This window comes from Aliagarivorans marinus DSM 23064 (genome assembly GCF_000429485.1).
In the GTDB taxonomy this organism is placed as follows: Bacteria; Pseudomonadota; Gammaproteobacteria; order Enterobacterales; family Celerinatantimonadaceae; genus Aliagarivorans; species Aliagarivorans marinus.
Genome location: NZ_AUBY01000030.1, coordinates 25,377 through 42,676, shown reverse-complemented (window position 1 = coordinate 42,676; position 17,300 = coordinate 25,377). Strand labels below are relative to the sequence as shown.

The 17,300-nt window shown below is 52.7% G+C and carries 15 protein-coding genes and 2 pseudogenes; 10 read left to right on the top strand and 7 right to left on the bottom strand.

Translation table 11 applies throughout. The annotated features are described in order from the left end of the window. Positions 1-265, top strand: a pseudogene (gene tnpA / locus G461_RS25915) (IS200/IS605 family transposase); the annotation flags it as partial. Positions 266-342: 77 nt separating this feature from the next. Here tnpA and bcp read toward each other — a convergent pair. Both bcp and G461_RS0113010 read right to left on the bottom strand, forming a co-directional pair. Then, on the bottom strand, positions 343-807 hold the full coding sequence (gene bcp / locus G461_RS0113015) for a thioredoxin-dependent thiol peroxidase (protein WP_026972173.1): 465 nt from the start codon (positions 805-807) through the stop codon (positions 343-345). 16 nt (positions 808-823) lie between these two features. Further along, positions 824-1,351: a glycine cleavage system transcriptional repressor gene (locus G461_RS0113010; RefSeq protein ID WP_026959472.1), complete on the bottom strand. Its 528-nt coding sequence runs from the start codon at positions 1,349-1,351 to the stop codon at positions 824-826. Positions 1,352-1,648: 297 nt separating this feature from the next. Between G461_RS0113010 and bamC the strand changes: the two genes are divergently transcribed. Continuing rightward, positions 1,649-2,770, top strand: coding sequence for an outer membrane protein assembly factor BamC (bamC, locus tag G461_RS0113005; protein WP_169727257.1), 1,122 nt, complete (start codon positions 1,649-1,651; stop codon positions 2,768-2,770). Positions 2,771-2,821: 51 nt separating this feature from the next. On the opposite strand, the gene G461_RS0113000 is transcribed toward bamC, so the two are convergent. The 5 genes and pseudogenes from G461_RS0113000 to map form a co-directional block, all read right to left on the bottom strand. Then, a complete protein-coding gene (locus G461_RS0113000; RefSeq protein ID WP_026972171.1) occupies positions 2,822-3,214 on the bottom strand; it encodes a tautomerase family protein in 393 nt (130 codons plus the stop codon). Between the two features lie 165 nt (positions 3,215-3,379). Beyond that, the gene (locus G461_RS25580) at positions 3,380-5,035 is read right to left on the bottom strand and encodes an HD domain-containing phosphohydrolase (protein ID WP_051333562.1); all 1,656 of its coding nucleotides are present in this window, start codon (positions 5,033-5,035) and stop codon (positions 3,380-3,382) included. Between the two features lie 81 nt (positions 5,036-5,116). Continuing rightward, a complete protein-coding gene (dapD, locus tag G461_RS0112990) occupies positions 5,117-6,151 on the bottom strand; it encodes a 2,3,4,5-tetrahydropyridine-2,6-dicarboxylate N-succinyltransferase (RefSeq protein ID WP_026972170.1) in 1,035 nt (344 codons plus the stop codon). A 51-nt stretch (positions 6,152-6,202) separates the two neighbouring features. Next, the gene (gene glnD, locus G461_RS0112985; protein WP_342664370.1) at positions 6,203-8,800 is read right to left on the bottom strand and encodes a bifunctional uridylyltransferase/uridylyl-removing protein GlnD; all 2,598 of its coding nucleotides are present in this window, start codon (positions 8,798-8,800) and stop codon (positions 6,203-6,205) included. Between the two features lie 28 nt (positions 8,801-8,828). Continuing rightward, a pseudogene (map, locus tag G461_RS0112980) lies at positions 8,829-9,641 on the bottom strand (type I methionyl aminopeptidase); the annotation flags it as partial. A gap of 340 nt (positions 9,642-9,981) precedes the next feature. Between map and rpsB the strand changes: the two are divergent. The 8 genes from rpsB to rseP all read left to right on the top strand — a co-directional run bounded on the left by rpsB (position 9,982) and on the right by rseP (position 17,292). Beyond that, entirely contained in the window at positions 9,982-10,719 is a 738-nt protein-coding gene (gene rpsB / locus G461_RS0112975; RefSeq protein WP_026959478.1) for a 30S ribosomal protein S2, read from the top strand. Positions 10,720-10,817: 98 nt separating this feature from the next. Further along, complete coding sequence (gene tsf, locus G461_RS0112970) at positions 10,818-11,666, top strand: translation elongation factor Ts (protein WP_026959479.1); 849 nt, start codon at positions 10,818-10,820, stop codon at positions 11,664-11,666. Positions 11,667-11,743: 77 nt separating this feature from the next. Next, entirely contained in the window at positions 11,744-12,478 is a 735-nt protein-coding gene (gene pyrH / locus G461_RS0112965) for a UMP kinase (protein WP_026959480.1), read from the top strand. Between the two features lie 21 nt (positions 12,479-12,499). After that, entirely contained in the window at positions 12,500-13,057 is a 558-nt protein-coding gene (gene frr / locus G461_RS0112960; RefSeq protein WP_026959481.1) for a ribosome recycling factor, read from the top strand. 64 nt (positions 13,058-13,121) lie between these two features. Further along, positions 13,122-13,913, top strand: coding sequence for an undecaprenyl pyrophosphate synthase (locus G461_RS0112955; protein WP_026972167.1), 792 nt, complete (start codon positions 13,122-13,124; stop codon positions 13,911-13,913). Beyond that, on the top strand, positions 13,906-14,748 hold the full coding sequence (locus G461_RS0112950) for a phosphatidate cytidylyltransferase (protein ID WP_026972166.1): 843 nt from the start codon (positions 13,906-13,908) through the stop codon (positions 14,746-14,748). The genes G461_RS0112955 and G461_RS0112950 overlap by 8 nt, the downstream gene beginning before the upstream one ends. Position 14,749: 1 nt before the next feature. Further along, positions 14,750-15,946 (top strand): 1-deoxy-D-xylulose-5-phosphate reductoisomerase, encoded by a 1,197-nt coding sequence (gene ispC / locus G461_RS0112945; protein ID WP_026972165.1) that lies wholly within the window; start codon positions 14,750-14,752, stop codon positions 15,944-15,946. Next, entirely contained in the window at positions 15,946-17,292 is a 1,347-nt protein-coding gene (rseP, locus tag G461_RS0112940) for a sigma E protease regulator RseP (protein ID WP_026972164.1), read from the top strand. The genes ispC and rseP overlap by 1 nt, the downstream gene beginning before the upstream one ends. Positions 17,293-17,300 lie beyond the last annotated feature (8 nt).

Below are 17,300 nucleotides of genomic sequence, written 5' to 3'. Positions count from 1 at the left end.
TCCAAAGTGACCACGTACACTTGATTGTAAAGGTTCCGCCAAAGCTGAGTGTTTCCAAGCTGATGGGGCGCTAAAAGGGAAGATAGCTCTGAAGCTATTCAACAAGTTTCCGTACTTGAGGAAGAACAAGCTTTGGGGCAACCACTTTTGGCAGCGAGGGTATTTCGTAGATACTGTGGGTATTAACGAAGAAATCATACGCCGATATGTAAGACATCAAGAGAAAGTTGAGCGTCAAGAGCAAGGTGAGTTGGCGCTGCACTAGACAAAGGCCCCCTTCGAGGGGGCTCATTCAAAGCCACCTTCTTTAGAAGGTGGATATTTACTTATTGCCGCGGGCGATTAACCCTTTAGGTAATCCACCACCACGTCGTGGTGATTACTGGTTTTAAACTTGTCGAAGACCTTCTCAATCTGGCCGTTCTCATCGATCAAGAAGCTGATGCGGTGAATGCCGTCGTACTCTTTGCCCATAAACTTCTTGCGGCCCCACACACCAAACTGATCGGCCACACTGTGGTCTTCATCAGATAACAGGTCGAAGTTCAGCTGATGTTTTTCGATGAACTTAGGCAAGCGCTTAACCGGGTCAGGGCTAACACCAAACACCACGGTGTTTAGTGCATCAAGCTCTTCTTTGCTATCACGCAAGCCACAGGCTTGGGTGGTACAACCGGGCGTCAGTGCTTTGGGGTAGAAGTAAACCAACACCTTTTTGCCAGCCAGATCGCAGAGGCTAATCTCAGTGCCATCTTGGTTGGGCAGAGTAAATGCGGGGGCAGCAGCGCCTGCAGTAAGCGTATTCATGAATGCGTCCTTTCCGTTAGATTGACAGAAATTGAAGTTGGTGTTGTTGAGTACCTAGCTTCTCACAAAGCCGATCATAGTCTGCAGATAAAAGTTTGTGATCGGCATCGGTACTTAGTTTGGCTTCAAACTCGGCGCTCAGCATCTCGTTGCCTTGCTCGCTAAACAAGTTCGACTTCAGGCCTACCAGATCCAGGCCATGATCGCTGATCAGTTGGGTGACCTGACTAATGACGCCGGGCGAGTCGGTAATGGTGAGCTGCAACAAGGCGGTGGTGTGGTAGTCGAGCTGGGTGTGCGGTGTGGTTGGCTTGAGTACCGTGAGCAACTGAAGCTGCTGAGCCATGATCGGCAGTCGAGTTTCGATCTGCAGCATGGCGTTGTGTTCGCCGCTCAACAACATAATCAGGGTAAACTCGGAGCCGAATAGCGCCATGCGGCTATCGACAATGTTACAGCCACACTGACTGGCCAGCTGAGTAAGCTGATTGACAATACCTGGCCTATCGGTACCGACGGCGGTTACTACAAGGTGTTGAGTCATAAGCGATTTGAAGACAAGTCTAGGGTGCCATCAGCTTACTTGGCTTTGCCGGGGATTGCTAGGGCGGGGGCCGCGCTTTGCCGCTGAGTTGCCGCTTGTTCAAACAAGATGATCGAAAACTCACATTTGTCACAGCTTAACCGGGCTTGGCCTTGTGTTTAATCAGTACGCTAAGTAACATAGCGAGCTTGTACAGGGAGGCGCAACCGACTTGCCCGCCAAGGTTTTCATCTACAAGTATCCTGACTTTACACTATGCAGTTAGCTTCTGGTTCTCTATTTAAACTGGCCACTTGTTTGGTTACAGCTTCGTTCATTGCCGCATGTTCATCACCCGAGCGAGCCCGCCAAGCAGAGCGAGGATTCAAGTATCTCGACAGTGAGTTGTTGGTACCCCTTAGTACGCCAGAAGGTGTAAATCCGCCAGCCTACAGCGACGAGTTCGCTGTTCCGCCGCTGGGCGAACAGGCAAACAACCGAGTGGGTGGCGATGTGGATGTGCGCCCGCCAGTTCAGGTACTCAACGTTGTATCTGGCAGCCGCTTCGAGGTACTCAACTCCGGCGTGATCTTCTGGTTCGATATCCCACAATCTCAAGGCGAAGGTCAGAGCCGTGAGCTAATGGATCAGTTACTAAACGACTATGTTGCAGGTCGCGGTGGTCGTTTTCAGGTGGCTGATGCGCAAGCGGGCATCTGGTTAAGCGACTGGATTGTAGATGAGAGCAAGGTTGATGGTCGATTGTGGGGAAGCAAAACCCACCGTTTGAGCCAACGCTTCCAATACAGCCTGCAAATCATGCCCCATGGCCGTACCGCAGGCTTTTCCGTTGAGCTGATTGATGTGAATAAAACCATCGAAAACGAACCCGCTGAAACTGTGTTCGATAGCTTTGAGCGCCGTCGTTTGGCTAACATCGAGTTAAATCAACTGATTGGTTTTATTGCCGAACAGCGTGAGCAATATGAGCAGCAGTTACAGTTGGAGCGCGAGCAAGCTCAGCTAGCGGCGATGAATGAACAAGAAGTGGCTGAGTACTTCGATGAGAGTGTATCAGTGCTCATGATTGAGAATGCAGGTGTGGCTAACTTCCGCGCCGATGCCGATTTGGATAAGACCATGAAGCGACTGCGTGAGATCTTGCCGCTGCTAGGCTTTGAGATCACTGACTACGTGTCGAACACCGGCAAGCTTTACCTAAAACGTAAGAGTCCTTCCAATGAGATCCGCCAGCGCTACGGCTTGGAAGACTTGAAGTTCCGTACTGGTGACTTTGTGATGACCTTAGGCTCGAGCGGCGATAATACCTTAATGACCCTTGCCGACGGCGGTGATGCAGTACTGAGTGCCGATGTGTTGCATCAGCTCTACCCTTACTTCGCCATCATGATGAAACGGGGTGATACGCCGCTTAACTAATCAAGGCACATTCAGTAGAGATTAAAAAGCCAGCGTATTCGCTGGCTTTTTCTATATGGCTTGGCGGGTGTCTCGCTGCTCGCTTAGCGCCACAACCTGAGGGCCGCTAAAGTGTTGCACAAAATCACTTTGCTGCGGTAAATGGATGCGTATGCTGAGGTTGGAAAGCTTTGGTAGCAGCTCATAGATGCTGTGGCTTAACTGCTGAGCCACGCCTTGCATTTGCTGTTGTTCCAGCAGCTCTTCACAGCATAGATCCAGGTGCAGATACTCTTGGCGAGAGCCCGCTACTTTGAAGTGCTCGCTGATATAGGCGCGGGTGTTGATCTTATCGTGATGGAACAAGTCTGAGGCGACCAGCGAGTCATGGATGGTGTTAACCAGAAGCTGAAAACCGATATGGCGGCTGAGTGTGGTCGGGCATTCGATAATGCAGTGCGGCATGGGCAATCCTTTGCGAGAATACGGAATACGAATTCCAGCCTGAACGCGCAGCGCGCTACTACACAGGCCTTACAGCACTATATACAGGCTGCTGAGTGAAGCAAAGCGAAGCTTTAATGACGGTTTGCTTAGTGTTTTGCGGCAACCGCCAAGCCTGCTTTACAGCTACTGCATCTGTACAGCACGTAATGCCAACAACTCTTCGGTTCGACTATCTCCCACCGGTGTTCGGAACTTGGCGAACTCATCTTCCAGCAGATTAAACAGCCTTACCAGCTCGGGCTCAAAGGCGCTGCCACTCAGCTCGTTGATGATGCCAGCCGACTTTTCAAAGCTGAATGCGGGCTTGTAGGGGCGCTCAGACATCAGCGCATCAAAGCAATCGACTATGCTTACGATGCGTGCTTCCACCGGGATATCGGTGCCTTTCAAGCCGCGTGGGTAGCCTGTGCCATCCCAGCGCTCATGGTGGCAGCGAACGATATTCTCTGCCACCGGGCTGATGTTGAACTCTTTGATGAGTTGGTAGCCATTCTCCACATGAGTCTGCATCACTGCCCATTCTTGCGGATCAAGCTTTCCGGGCTTTTTCAAGATGGCGTCGGGGATGCTGATCTTACCGATGTCGTGCAGTGAGGCGTAACGGTAGATATCCTGAACCAGCGATGGCTCAAGTCGGGCTGCGGCTGCCATTAGCTTAGAGTAGTACGAGACGCGTTGAACGTGGCTACCGGTTACCGGATCGTCATCCTCTTGAACTCGTTCGATAAGCTCGGTGATTTTTTCGAGTACCCCATGCATCTTCATGCGCTGCCAGCTCTCTTTGAGATGGTGTATGCGGTACTCCAGCAGGCCACAGGTTCCGGTGCATAAGGCGAGTGTTACCGCCAACCATACCCACCAAAGCGGCGTTGAAACCACCTGTAGACTCGAGCTGTCGTGGGCGGTGATGGCTGGAAGGTACTCGGGCGAGTAACGCAGTACGATCGCGCCATAGAGTGGGTGAAAGTCTTTACTTGGCGCAGCCAGAGTTATCGAGGCCATTTGTCCTTCGAAGAATAGTTGCTGCCGAATATCGTTGGTTAGTTGAGACTTATCGAAGTAGTGGCTGCAGTTAAGATCCTTGCAATAGCGGCGATTCGATGACGGGTGCAGCAGAAATTGCCCGTTAGGCGCCACTAGATAGGCTTGCATATGTGCACTGAGCTGTTTTTGCAGCTTGGCGAAGATCAGCCGCATATCGTAGTTGAGCAGCACGAAGCCGAGGATTTGGCCACTATCTTTGGCTGTCACTGCCATTCCGACACGTAACACCGGTTGATAAGGAAGCTCAATCACTCCCCGCTCTACATTTAGATCAATGCTTGAGAAGTAGACCTCATCCGGCGCGGTGGATAACAGTGCTGCCACGTAATAACGGCGTGCTTTGTTTTGCAGGTCGTAGTTCGAGGTGCGTATCGGTCCAGCAGCGCTGCTATCAAATCGCAACAGCTCTTGGCCGGAGGAACTGAGCAGGCGAGCCTGAAGGATATATGCTTGGCTGGCCATCAGTTGGGAGAGGATATCGGCAGAGGTATCAAGTTGGCCTTGTGCCAAGGCGTGCTCACTGCTGTCTAGGGATGAGAGAAACCGCAATTGGTGCTGAGCGTCTTCGCTGAGTTCATCCAGCTGCGTTTGGATGCTGGCGAGATGTTCGTCCAATTGTGCCGAGAGTTCGTCGCTGCGGTATTGTCGGTTGTGGGTCAACACCAAGGTGGTGAAGCTCATTACAACCAGAAGGGTGAGGGTGGTGCCAGCCAGATATAACCAATAACGCTTCATTGATTTAGCCTCCATGCCATCAAACTGAGTATGCGACATGGAGACTATAATAACAATACAGTTAGTACTGGCCTTTAGACCTTAGTTGTGGGCGTGCAGCGCCTCGTTCAGCTCAACGGCTGACTTATTGGTCAGACACTCAATCGCACCACTGATGCTGTTGCGGCGGAACAACAGGTCTGATTTACCGGCCAAGTCGCGCGCCTTAACGGTGCCAGCTTGTTGTTTGTTATCGTCAATCAGTACCACTTTGGTACCAGCAGTGATGTACAAGCCAGACTCAATGATGCAACGGTCTCCCAAAGGAATACCAGTACCGGCGTTAGCACCGATCAGCGACTCTTCACCGACCGAGATGATGATGTTGCCGCCACCTGACAGGGTGCCCATAGTTGAACAGCCGCCGCCCAGATCTGAGCCTTTGCCAACGAACACACCGGCAGAGATTCGGCCTTCAATCATGCTGGTACCGGCTGTACCGGCGTTAAAGTTACAGAAGCCTTCGTGCATGATGGTGGTCCCTTCGCCGATATAAGCGCCCAAGCGCACCCGTGAAGTGGCAGCAATACGCACGCCGCTTGGTACCACGTAGTCGGCCATTTTCGGGAATTTATCCACCGAGGTCACCTGCAGCAGCTCGCCCTTGGCGCGCGCTTCCAGCTGTTTGGCTGGCAGCTCTTCCAAATCAACCGCGCCTTGGTTGGTCCAGGCAACGTTTGGCAGCACTGCAAAGATACCGCTTAGGTCAACACCATGCGGTTTGACCAAACGGTGTGACAGCAGGTGAAGCTTCAGGTAGGCCTCTGGGGTTGACTCTGCGGCATTATCTTCGCTAAGCAGACACAGCACGCGCGGCTGTTCGCTGCCTTTGAGGGTTTGCAGCGCACTTACTTGAGCGCTCAGGCCAGCGGCTTCTGCGTTCGCTAGCAGGGTTTCCAGAATCTCTTCGTTAAGCTCGATAAGCTGTTTACCGCCTTGGTAGTCCAGGCCTTTAGTCAGGGCATCAACTTCAGCTTGCTGTGGCTGGTATACAGGGGCGGGGTAGAACACTTCTAGCCATTCGCCTTTGGCATTCTTACTTCCAACGCCCACGGCGTAACTAAAAAATGTAGACATGTGGTTCTCCATAATTGCGCTTATCTACGGGTAATAATGAATCGGTTTGGTTTAGCTCAGCGCCTCGACCAACACTTCTCGCAACTGTTGCTGCTCGTCCTCGGTCAGTGGCTCTCGCTGGGCATTGCTCAACGAGAAGAAATCCTCGGCTTTTTCGCCAATGGTGGTGACTTTGGCGGCATGCAAGGTGAGCTGTTGTGATTGGAACACGGCACCGAGTTTGGCCAGTAGGCCCGGTTTGTCCAACGCGACAACCTCTAACAAGGTGCGATTGCTACGCGTTGGCAGGTAATCGATGCGTGGTTTGATATTAAACTGTTGAACCTGACGCGGTACCCGGCGTTGGCGGATATCGATGGGCATTTCGAACAGCAGCATCTTTTGCAGGCTGCTCTTGAGCTCGAGGCCTCGCTCGCTCGATAGCGGTTGTCCGTCGCGCTCCAGTACCACAAAGGTATCCAGCACGTAGCCATCGCGACTGGCCATGATCTGCGCGTCGTGAATGGTCAGGTTCTTTTGGTCCAGCTCTGCAGCCACTGAGGCGAACAGGTGATCGATATCCTTGTTGTGGATAAAGATCTCGGTGCCGCCACGGGTCGCTTTACGGCTCACCAGCACCAGCGGCTGATGGATAGAGTGGCCCCACAAATGCTCACTGTGCCATGCGATCTGCTCAGGCGTGTGGCGCAGGAAATAGTCGGCACGGAAGCGTTTCCATAGCTCGCGGATCTGCTCTTGCGAGAAGTTCTTCTTGGCGAGCAGTTCGATGGCCTTGTCTTGCTTGTCGCGGATCACGCCACGCACGTCCACCGGATTCTCCAGGCCTCGACGCAGGGCTTGCTTGGTCGCTTTGTACAAATCGGCCAGCAGGGTGCGCTTCCAGCTATTCCAGGTGTCATCATTGGTAGCGCATATGTCAGCTACGGTCAGGCACAACAGCATATCCAAGTGGCGCTGGTCACGGACCACCTTGGCAAACTCGCTGATAACCTCAGGATCGTAGATATCACGGCGCTGGGCGGTGACTGACATCAGCAGGTGATGTTTAACCAACCAGCTAACGGTATTCGCTGAGGGCTTGCTGTAGCCATGATTCAGGCAGAACTGCTCGGCGTCGATGGCACCCAGCTCGCTGTGATCGCCCTTGCGTCCTTTGGCAATATCGTGGAACAGCGCGGCCATGGTCAGCAGATCGGGGCGCTCGAGTCGCGGGTAGATCTCGCAGCACAGCGGATGGGTCTGTGCGGTTTCTGCAAAGTTAAAGCTGTGGATCTTGCGGATCAGACGATGGGTATGTTCATCCACGGTGAAGGCGTGGAACAGGTCAAACTGCATCTGACCTACGATGCGGCTCCAGGCCGGAAAGTAGGCCGCCAACACGCCGTAGCGATGCATTAAGGTCAGGGCCAAGGCCGTGACATTCGGGTGTTTGATAAGACGACGGAAGCGCTTCTTACAGCCGGGCAAGTCTTCAATCCACTGTGGCAGGCGGCGGCGTGCTTCACGCAGCTGGCGCAGGGTGGATGAGTAGATCCCTTCAATTTCAGGGTTATCAGCGATGTGCTGGAACATCACCAAGATCTGTTCGGGCTGCTGTAGCATCAACTGTTTGTCGCAGCAGTCGATAAGCTTGCCGCGCAATTGAAAATGCACGTCGATGGGGCGCACATCGATGGCTGTGTTGCCCAAGATGGCCTCATCGAAAAGCTGGAGCAGCATCTCGTTGAGCTCGCTGATACGGCGGATGGTCTGGAAGAAGTGCTTCATCAGACGCTCCACCGGCGCGTTGTGCTCGCCGCGATAACCGAGCGACTGGGCCACTGCCAATTGGCGATCAAACAGCAGACGGTCGTCGGCTTTATTAAGGTGGATATGCAGGGCAAAGCGAACTCGCCACAAAAAATCACGGCAATCTTGCAGTTCACGGCCTTCGGCTTTGGTCAGAAAGCCTTCGGTGACCAGATGGTCCAGCTCGCTGCTGCCAAAATGGCGACCCGCGACCCAACAAATGGTTTGAATATCACGCAGGCCGCCGGGGTTGGCCTTGATATCGGGCTCTAGGCTATAGGCATTGCCTTTGTACTGGGAGTGACGCTGCAGCTGTTCCTGCTTTTTGGCTTCAAAGAACTTATCGGATGGCCAGAAACTGTCGCAGCGCACCGCCTCACACAGTTCGCTATAGACCTTGGCGTTGCCATAAAGCAGTCGTGATTCTTGCAAGTTGGTGGCGATGGTGATGTCTTCACGGCCGAGCTTGGTGCACTCTTTGAGGGTACGCACGCTGTGGCCGACATCAAGACGGATGTCCCACAAGAAGGTCACGAACTGGCTGATCTTCTCGCCCGCCTCATCGCTGATGCGGCTGGGGCTGAGTACCAGGATATCGATATCAGAGTGGGGGTGCAGTTCGCCGCGGCCGTAGCCGCCCACGGCGGTAAGCGCGAGCTCTGGGTGCAGGTGCAGTTCGAAGTGCTGCCACAGGCTGGCCAGTACTCTGTCCATCTGCTCTGAGCGAGCCTGCACCAACTCTTCCACATGGATGCCCTGATTAAACTGTTGGGCTAGCCACTCTTGCAGGCGCTGTAAGTAATCGCGTGCCGAGCTCATGCTCAGTTCGCTGAGCTCTGGCAAGCTAGGTTGCTCGATCATCAACTCCATGATTTGAGACCTGTCGGGATTAGCTGTGGGTGATTACGCGCGGGAAGTCTTCTTCATCACGCAGTGTCAGAACTTCTACCCCGGTGTCGGTGACCAGCAGGGTGTGTTCCCACTGAGCTGAGTTCTTGCCGTCGATGGTGCGGGCGGTCCAGCCATCGTCCTCATCAACCTTGTTGCCTTTCTTGCCTTGGTTGATCATCGGCTCGATGGTGAAGCACATGCCTGCTTGGATCGGGGTGTTGTCGAAGTTGCGGCAGTGCATCACTTGCGGCTCTTCGTGGAAGCTCTCACCAATGCCGTGGCCACAGAAGTTCTCTACGATGCCATAGCGGTAGTTGCCCTTTTTCAGGTACTTCTGAATGGCAGCGCCGATGTCTTTGATTTTCGCGCCGGGCTTCACCGCGCGGATGCCCTGATACAGCGCCTCTTGGGTGACCCGACAAAGTAACTTGTCTTGCGCGTTGGCAGCACCCACCAAGAACATCTTGGAGGTATCGCCATAGAAGCCGTCTTTAATCACGGTGACGTCGATGTTCATGATATCGCCATCTTTGAGGATTTCGCTCTCAGAGGGGATACCGTGACAAACCACCTCATTAATCGAGGTACAGATCGACTTAGGGAAGCCGTGATAGTTCAGTGGCGCTGGAATGGCACCTTGCTCATTCACGATGTAGTCATGACAGCGCTGGTTTAGCTCTTCGGTGCTAACACCGGCTTTGACGAAAGGGGTGATCATATCGAGCACGTCCGCGGCCAGTTTGCCAGCGATGCGCATACCTTCGATCTGCTCAGAATTTTTAATCTTTACGCTCATGGATTCTACAAATAGTTGAGTAAGGTGCTTGGTTTAAGCCGCTCAGTGTAACCCAAGGCGTAGCTAAGTTGTAGGCTTGCCGCGCAATCCCCCGGTTTTATTGGTCGGGTGGCCTTTAGAGTTGACGCTTCGCATGACTTTTCTGTTTGTGGTTTTTGCTTTATCCGCTAGGCGAATTATGGTATAAAGCGCGCCGTGTCCTGTGGGCTCTCAGTCGTGTAAGCGGCTAGACCTATCTGGTCACAACAAACTTAATTAAACACACACACGTGCCGTCACATGAGCCGGGGTGCCAAGTTTAGCTTGGTCGGCAAATGGGGTGCGTGGAGGCCTAACCCCAATAGAGGAATTCAAAATGGCAAACGTATCGATGCGCGATATGCTTAAAGCGGGTGTCCACTTCGGTCACCAAACCCGTTACTGGAACCCAAAGATGAAGCCGTTCATCTTCGGTGCTCGCAACAAAGTTCATATCATCAACTTGGAAAAAACTGTTCCTTTGTTCAACGACGCAATGGGCGTGCTGAGCAAAGTTGCTGCTAAGAAAGGCAAAGTACTGTTCGTAGGTACCAAGCGCGCAGCAGGTGAAGCAGTTAAGCAAGCCGCTATCCGTTCTGACCAATTCTACGTAAACCACCGCTGGTTGGGTGGTATGCTGACTAACTGGAAAACCGTTCGTCAGTCAATCAAACGTCTGAAAGATCTGGAAGCGCAAAGCGAAGACGGTACTTTCGAGAAGCTGACCAAGAAAGAGGCGCTGATGCGTACTCGCGAAATGGAAAAGCTTGAGAAGAGCCTTGGCGGTATCAAAAACATGGGCGGTCTGCCTGACGTTCTGTTCGTAATCGACGCAGAGCACGAGCACATCGCTATTAAAGAAGCAAACAACCTGGGTATCCCGGTTATTTCTGTTGTTGATACTAACTCTTCTCCAGACGGCGTAGACTACGTTATCCCTGGTAACGATGATGCGATCCGTGCGATCAAACTTTACTTGGAAGCTGCTGCTGACAACGTAATCGAAGGTCGTCAAGAAGACATCGTAGTACAAGCCGAAGAAGACGGCTTTGTAGAAGAAGCGGCTGCTGAGTAATACGCGCGTAACGCCCTTTACTTAAGCTAACGCTTAGTGATTAGCAGGGGGCAATTTCGCCCCCTGAGTTTTATCCCTAAAATTCGAGGATTGAACAAATGGCAATTACTGCTGCCCTAGTAAAAGAACTGCGCGATCGTACCGGCGCAGGCATGATGGATTGTAAAAAAGCCCTTACCGAAACCAATGGCGACATCGAGCTAGCTATTGAAAACATGCGTAAGAGCGGTGCGGCGAAAGCAGCTAAAAAAGCAGGTAACATCGCTGCTGAAGGCGCAATCATCATCAAACAAGGTGAAGGTTTTGCGGCTCTGCTAGAAGTTAACTGCCAAACTGACTTCGTAGCTAAAGATGCTAACTTCACTGCATTCGCAGAGAAAGTAGCTGCTGCAGCTGCTGAAGCGAAAACCGACATCGAAACTCTGAAAGAGAAGTTCGAAGAAGAGCGTGTTCAACTGGTTGCTAAAATCGGCGAAAACATCTCAATCCGTCGCGTTGAATACCTAGACGGTGCAAGCATTGCTTCTTACCGCCACGGTGAGCGCATCGGTGTAGCAGTAACCGGTGAAGCTGATGCAGAAACTCTGAAGCACGTTGCTATGCACGTTGCTGCTTCTAAGCCAGAGTACCTGTCTCCAGAAGACGTTCCAGCGGACGTTGTAGAGAAAGAGAAGAAGCTGCAAATCGAGATTGCCATGAACGAAGGCAAGCCAGCTGAAATCGCAGAGAAAATGGTTACCGGCCGTATGAAGAAATTCACCGGTGAAATCTCTCTGACTGGCCAAGCATTCATCATGGAGCCTAAGAAAACTGTTGGCGCTATCTTGAAAGAGAAAGGCGCAACTGTAGCTGGCTTCATTCGCCTGGAAGTTGGCGAAGGTATTGAGAAGAAAGAAGAAGATTTCGCTGCTGAAGTTGCGGCGCAGATCGAAGCATCTAAAAAGTAATTTTTGTTGCACCCCAGGTTGCGGTATCATGCCGCAACCTTTCTTGTATTCGTTACACTAAAGAGACGCATATTAATATGAGTATCACTCCTAAACCTGCCTATCGTCGTATCCTCCTTAAATTGTCTGGTGAAGCCCTAATGGGTGAAGAAGGCTTTGGCATCGACCCTAAAGTGCTCGATCGTATGGCTTTAGAGATCAAAGAACTGGTTGAACTAGGTGTTCAAGTGGGCCTGGTTATCGGTGGTGGTAACCTGTTCAGGGGTGAAGGTCTGGCTAAAGCGGGTATGAACCGCGTCGTTGGCGACCACATGGGCATGTTGGCGACCGTGATGAACGGCCTGGCAATGCGTGACTCCCTGCACCGTAACTTCGTCAATGCGCGACTAATGTCAGCCATCGAATTGAATGGCGTATGTGATTCCTACAACTGGGCCGAGGCGATCAGTAACCTCAAGTCTGGCCGGGTTGTGATTTTCTCAGCAGGTACCGGTAATCCTTTCTTTACCACCGACTCTGCTGCTTGCTTGCGCGGCATTGAGATTGAAGCAGACGCGGTGTTCAAAGGCACCAAAGTCGACGGTGTATTCAGCGCAGATCCGGTAAAAGACCCGAATGCGACCCTGTACAGTGAACTGGATTACCAGGAAGTACTCGAAAAAGAATTAAAAGTGATGGACTTGGCCGCCTTTACCTTGGCGCGTGACCACAACCTGCCAATTCGTGTATTCAACATGAATAAGCCGGGTGCTCTGAAGAACGTGGTTATGGGCGCTTCTGAAGGCACCACCATTCATCACATTGACGCATAACCAAAACTAAGGGATCCCAACGTGATTGAAGATATCAAACTAGATGCTAAGCAGCGCATGGACAAGAGCCTGGAAGCGCTGAAGAACCAAATGAGCAAAGTGCGCACCGGTCGTGCCCACCCAAGCCTGCTAAACGGCATTATGGTTCCTTACTACGGTACTAACACCCCGCTAAACCAGGTGGGTAACGTGTCTACTGAAGACTCCCGTACCCTGACTGTGACCGTATTCGACAACTCTGCCATTCAGGCTGTAGAGAAAGCGATCATGAGCTCTGATTTGGGTCTGAACCCAATGTCTGCGGGTAACGTTATTCGCATTCCTCTGCCTCCGCTGACCGAAGAACGTCGTCGCGACCTAATCAAGGTTGTACGTGGTGAAGCTGAGCAAGGTCGCGTAGCGATTCGTAATATTCGACGCGACGCTAACAGTGACGTGAAAGAGCTATTAAAAGAAAAAGAAATCAGCGAAGATGAAGATCGTCGCGCACAGGATGACATTCAGAAGATCACCGATGCAGCGGTGAAGAAAGTTGACGAAATGCTGGCAGCCAAAGAAGAAGAGCTGCTAGAAGTTTAAGCAACGCATAGATGTTATCTAGCCGTGTAGCTTTACACGGCTTTTTTATATGGACATGGGAAATATGAGTTCGAGTCTGGAGCAGATAAAAGCAGTAAAAGATGCTCTTCCACAGCATGTCGCCATCATTATGGACGGCAACGGTCGCTGGGCTCAGCAGCGTGGTAAGTTGCGAGTTTTGGGTCACCAGGCAGGGGTGAAAGCAGTACGTAAGGTCGTGAGTTTAGCGACGCAACTTGAGCTCAAGAGCCTAACCTTGTTTGCATTCAGCAGTGAAAACTGGCGCCGCCCGGAGGAGGAGGTGTCAAGTTTAATGAACCTTTTCCTGAGTGTTTTGCAGCGGGAAGTCAAAAAGCTGAAAAACAACAATGTCCGCCTGCGGATAGTCGGTGACACCTCGCGCTTTAGTGATAAGCTACGTCAGCGCATTCAGGCAGCAGAACAGATGACTGCCAACAACGACGGCCTGATCCTAAATATTGCTGCCAACTATGGCGGCCGTTGGGACATTGCCCAAGCCGCGCAACAGCTGGCACAACAAGTTGCCGAAGGAACGCTACAAGCCAGCGATATCAACGAGCAAGCCCTGAATCAACAGATTGCCGCTGAGTCGGTTGCTGATATCGATCTGCTGATCCGCACCGGCGGAGAGAAGCGCATTAGTAACTTCTTGCTGTGGCAGATGGCTTACGCAGAACTATTCTTCAGTGACGTCCTTTGGCCTGATTTTGACGAGCAAGCATTCGCTGCCGCACTGGCGTGCTACGTGCAGCGAGAACGCCGCTTTGGCTGTACAGGGGAGCAAGTACGCAAGCTGCTTATGAGTAATAGTATGAACGAGGAAAATTTTGCTTAAACAACGCATCGCCACCGCCCTGATTTTGGCCCCCATCGCCCTGGCGGCGATTTTTTTGCTTCCGACCTTTAGCTTTGCTCTAGCCCTAGGCGGCGTGGTGTTACTGGCAGCCCGCGAGTGGGCGCGTATTGTGGCTCCTGACAACGGCAGTCGCGTACTAAGCTTCGCCAGCTTTACCCTTGTTCTCAGCGCCAGTGTGTGGCTCATCCCCTTAAGCGGCTTCGCCGCCAATCCTTGGTTTGTGGCAATATTAAGCGCCGGTCTGCTGTGGTGGCTCGGTAGTGTGCTGCTGATGCGTGGCTACCCCGATAGCGCTAAGCGCTGGAAGGATATGCGTTGGTTTAAGTTGGTGGCAGGCCTGTTGGTGTTGTTGCCTTTCTACTGGTCGATGCTCTATCTGCGAGACCTCGACCCTGATAACCACATCAATGGCGGTATCTGGGTGTGCTATGTGTTGGCCTTGGTATGGGCCGCCGATAGCGGCGCCTACTTTGCCGGCAAACGCTTTGGTAAGCACAAGCTGGCGCCGAACGTTAGCCCCAAGAAAACCATTGAGGGCTTGCTGGGGGGCTTGCTGGTTGCCGGTTTAGTGAACGTGGTTGCCTTGTTATACCTTGATCTAGCGGGCGACAAAGTGGCCTTGTTCTCACTGGCCAGCGCACTAACGGTGATCGCCTCGGTGATTGGCGATCTGGTTGAGAGCATGTTTAAGCGTCAAGCGGGCATTAAAGACAGCGGTAGCTTGCTACCCGGTCATGGTGGTCTGCTTGATCGCATCGATAGCTTGACCGCAGCCATGCCGGTATTCGCCTTTTGCTATGTGATGTGGATGTAGTATGGCCAAGCAGCTGTTAATCCTCGGCGCCACCGGCTCCATTGGTACCAGTACCCTAAAAGTTGTCAGGGATAACCCTGACAACTTTTCTGTCTTTGGGCTGGTTGGTGGCCGCAACCATCAGGCCATGCTTGAGCTGTGTCGTGAGTTTAGCCCGCGCTTTGTGGCGATGGCTGATGCCGATGCCAGTGAGCAGCTGGCGGGTGCATTGTCAGCCAATGGCCTTAGCTGTGAGTTGGTTCGAGGGCAGGCCGAGATCAATCAGCTTGCGCAAGCGGCCGAGGTCGACCTGGTGATGGCGGCGATCGTCGGCGCGGCGGGACTGCACTCCACCATGGCGGCAGTCAAATCCGGTAAAACTGTGTTGCTGGCCAACAAAGAGTCTTTAGTGATGAGTGGCTGCCTGTTGATGGAGCAGGCGCGACGCAGTGGTGCGACGATTATGCCGGTGGATAGTGAGCACAACGCCATCTACCAATGCATGCCGGAAGCTATCCAAACCCAACTTGGCTATTGCGATTTGGCTGCAAACGGTGTCAGCAAGGTACTGTTAACCGGTTCTGGCGGACCGTTTCGCTACACCCCGGTTGAGCAGCTCAGTGCGGTGACCCCGGCTCAAGCTTGTGCCCACCCAAACTGGTCGATGGGGCAGAAGATCTCGGTGGACTCGGCCACCATGATGAACAAAGGCCTCGAGTACATCGAGGCCAAGCACTTATTTAATACCCAGCGTGGGCAGATTGAAGTGGTGGTGCATCCCCAATCGATCATCCACTCGATGGTGCAATACTGCGATGGCTCAGTGCTGGCTCAGCTTGGCCAGCCGGACATGGCAACACCTATCGCCTATGCCATGGCTTATCCTGAACGGGTGCCGACTTCGGTGGAACCGCTGGATTTTGTGAAGTTGGGAGAGCTGAGTTTCTTAGCGCCGGACTTCTCTCGTTATCCTTGTTTGAAGCTTGCCATCGACGCCTGTTACCATAGCCAAGCCGCGACCACGACCTTGAATGCGGCCAATGAGATCGCTGTGGCGGCATTTTTGTCGGGGCAGCTGGAATATTTACAGATATCGCAGATCGTAGAGCAGTGTTTGGAGCGCATTCCAAGCGGTGTTCAACAAGATTCGATTGAAGCGCTGTTGGAGCTAGACCAACAGGTTCGGGCAACGGCTGCTCAGTTAGTAGGAAGAGTGTAATGGCTGAAGCGTTATGGAACGCGATGTTTTTCGTCATAACCCTGGGAATTTTGGTTACCGTTCATGAGTTCGGTCACTTTTGGGTTGCCCGCCGCTGTGGAGTGAAGGTTGAACGCTTCTCCATTGGATTCGGTAAGGCGCTATGGCGTCGGATGGGCAAAGACGGCACTGAATATGTGGTCGCAATGATCCCCCTCGGTGGCTACGTTAAGATGCTCGATGAGCGGGTTGAAGAAGTCCCGGCCGAGCTTAAGCAGCAAGCCTTCACCTCAAAAAGCGTTGGCAAGCGCAGTGCCATCGTCGCAGCCGGCCCTATCGCCAACTTCCTGCTGGCTATCTTTGCGTTCTGGCTGACCTTTATGATTGGCGTGCCCAGCGTCAAACCGGTGATTGGTGAGGTGGCGGCTGAGTCGATTGCTGCGCGCTCGAGCTTGCAAGTGGGCGATCAAATCATCACCGTCGACGGTCAAGAGACCATCGATTGGGAAGCGGTTAACTTGGCGCTGGTTGAGTCAGTAGGCCAGTCAGAGATCCGCCTTGAGGTACGCGACAGCAATCAGCGCCTTAAGCAAGTGACCTTGGATAGCCAAACCTGGGAGCTCAATGATCAGCAAAGCCCCTTGCAGGCCTTGGGCCTGTTACCGTTTCGCCCAGAGGTGGAGCTTACCACCGCCCAAGTGGTCAAAGGTGGCGCGGCTGAGCAGGCCGGTATTCAAGTCGGTGATGAATTGCTGAGCATTAACGGTGAACAATTGGCCAGTTGGCCACAGTTTGTCGAAATTATTCAAGCCAGCCCAGAACAAACGCTTGATTTCACAGTCAAACGAGGTGCGCAGCTGCTTAACATCAGCGTACGGCCGGGTGCCCGTGAGGTTGACGGTGAGCTACAAGGTTACGTGGGTATTGCGCCTACCGCTGGAAGTTACCCGGAAGAGTACAAACTCAACATTCAGTACGGACTGTTTGATAGCTTCGGCAAAGCCGTCGAGCGAACTTGGCAGCTGACCACGCTGACCGTTTCGATGATTGGCAAGTTGGTGACAGGCGTGGTGTCTTTGGATAATCTTAGCGGGCCTATCTCCATCGCCAAAGGGGCTGGCGCCACCGCTGATTATGGGCTGGTGTATTTCCTCGGATTTGTTGCTTTAGTAAGTGTTAATTTAGGGATTATTAACTTGTTTCCTCTACCTGTGCTCGATGGTGGGCACTTGCTGTTTTTCGCTGTTGAAGCAGCGACCGGTAAGCCGGTTTCGGAACGAGTTCAGGATTTTGCGTATCGGCTGGGAGCCGCACTGGTAATGGGCCTAATGGTGCTTGCCGTGGTCAACGACGTAATGCGCTTATAACAATATAA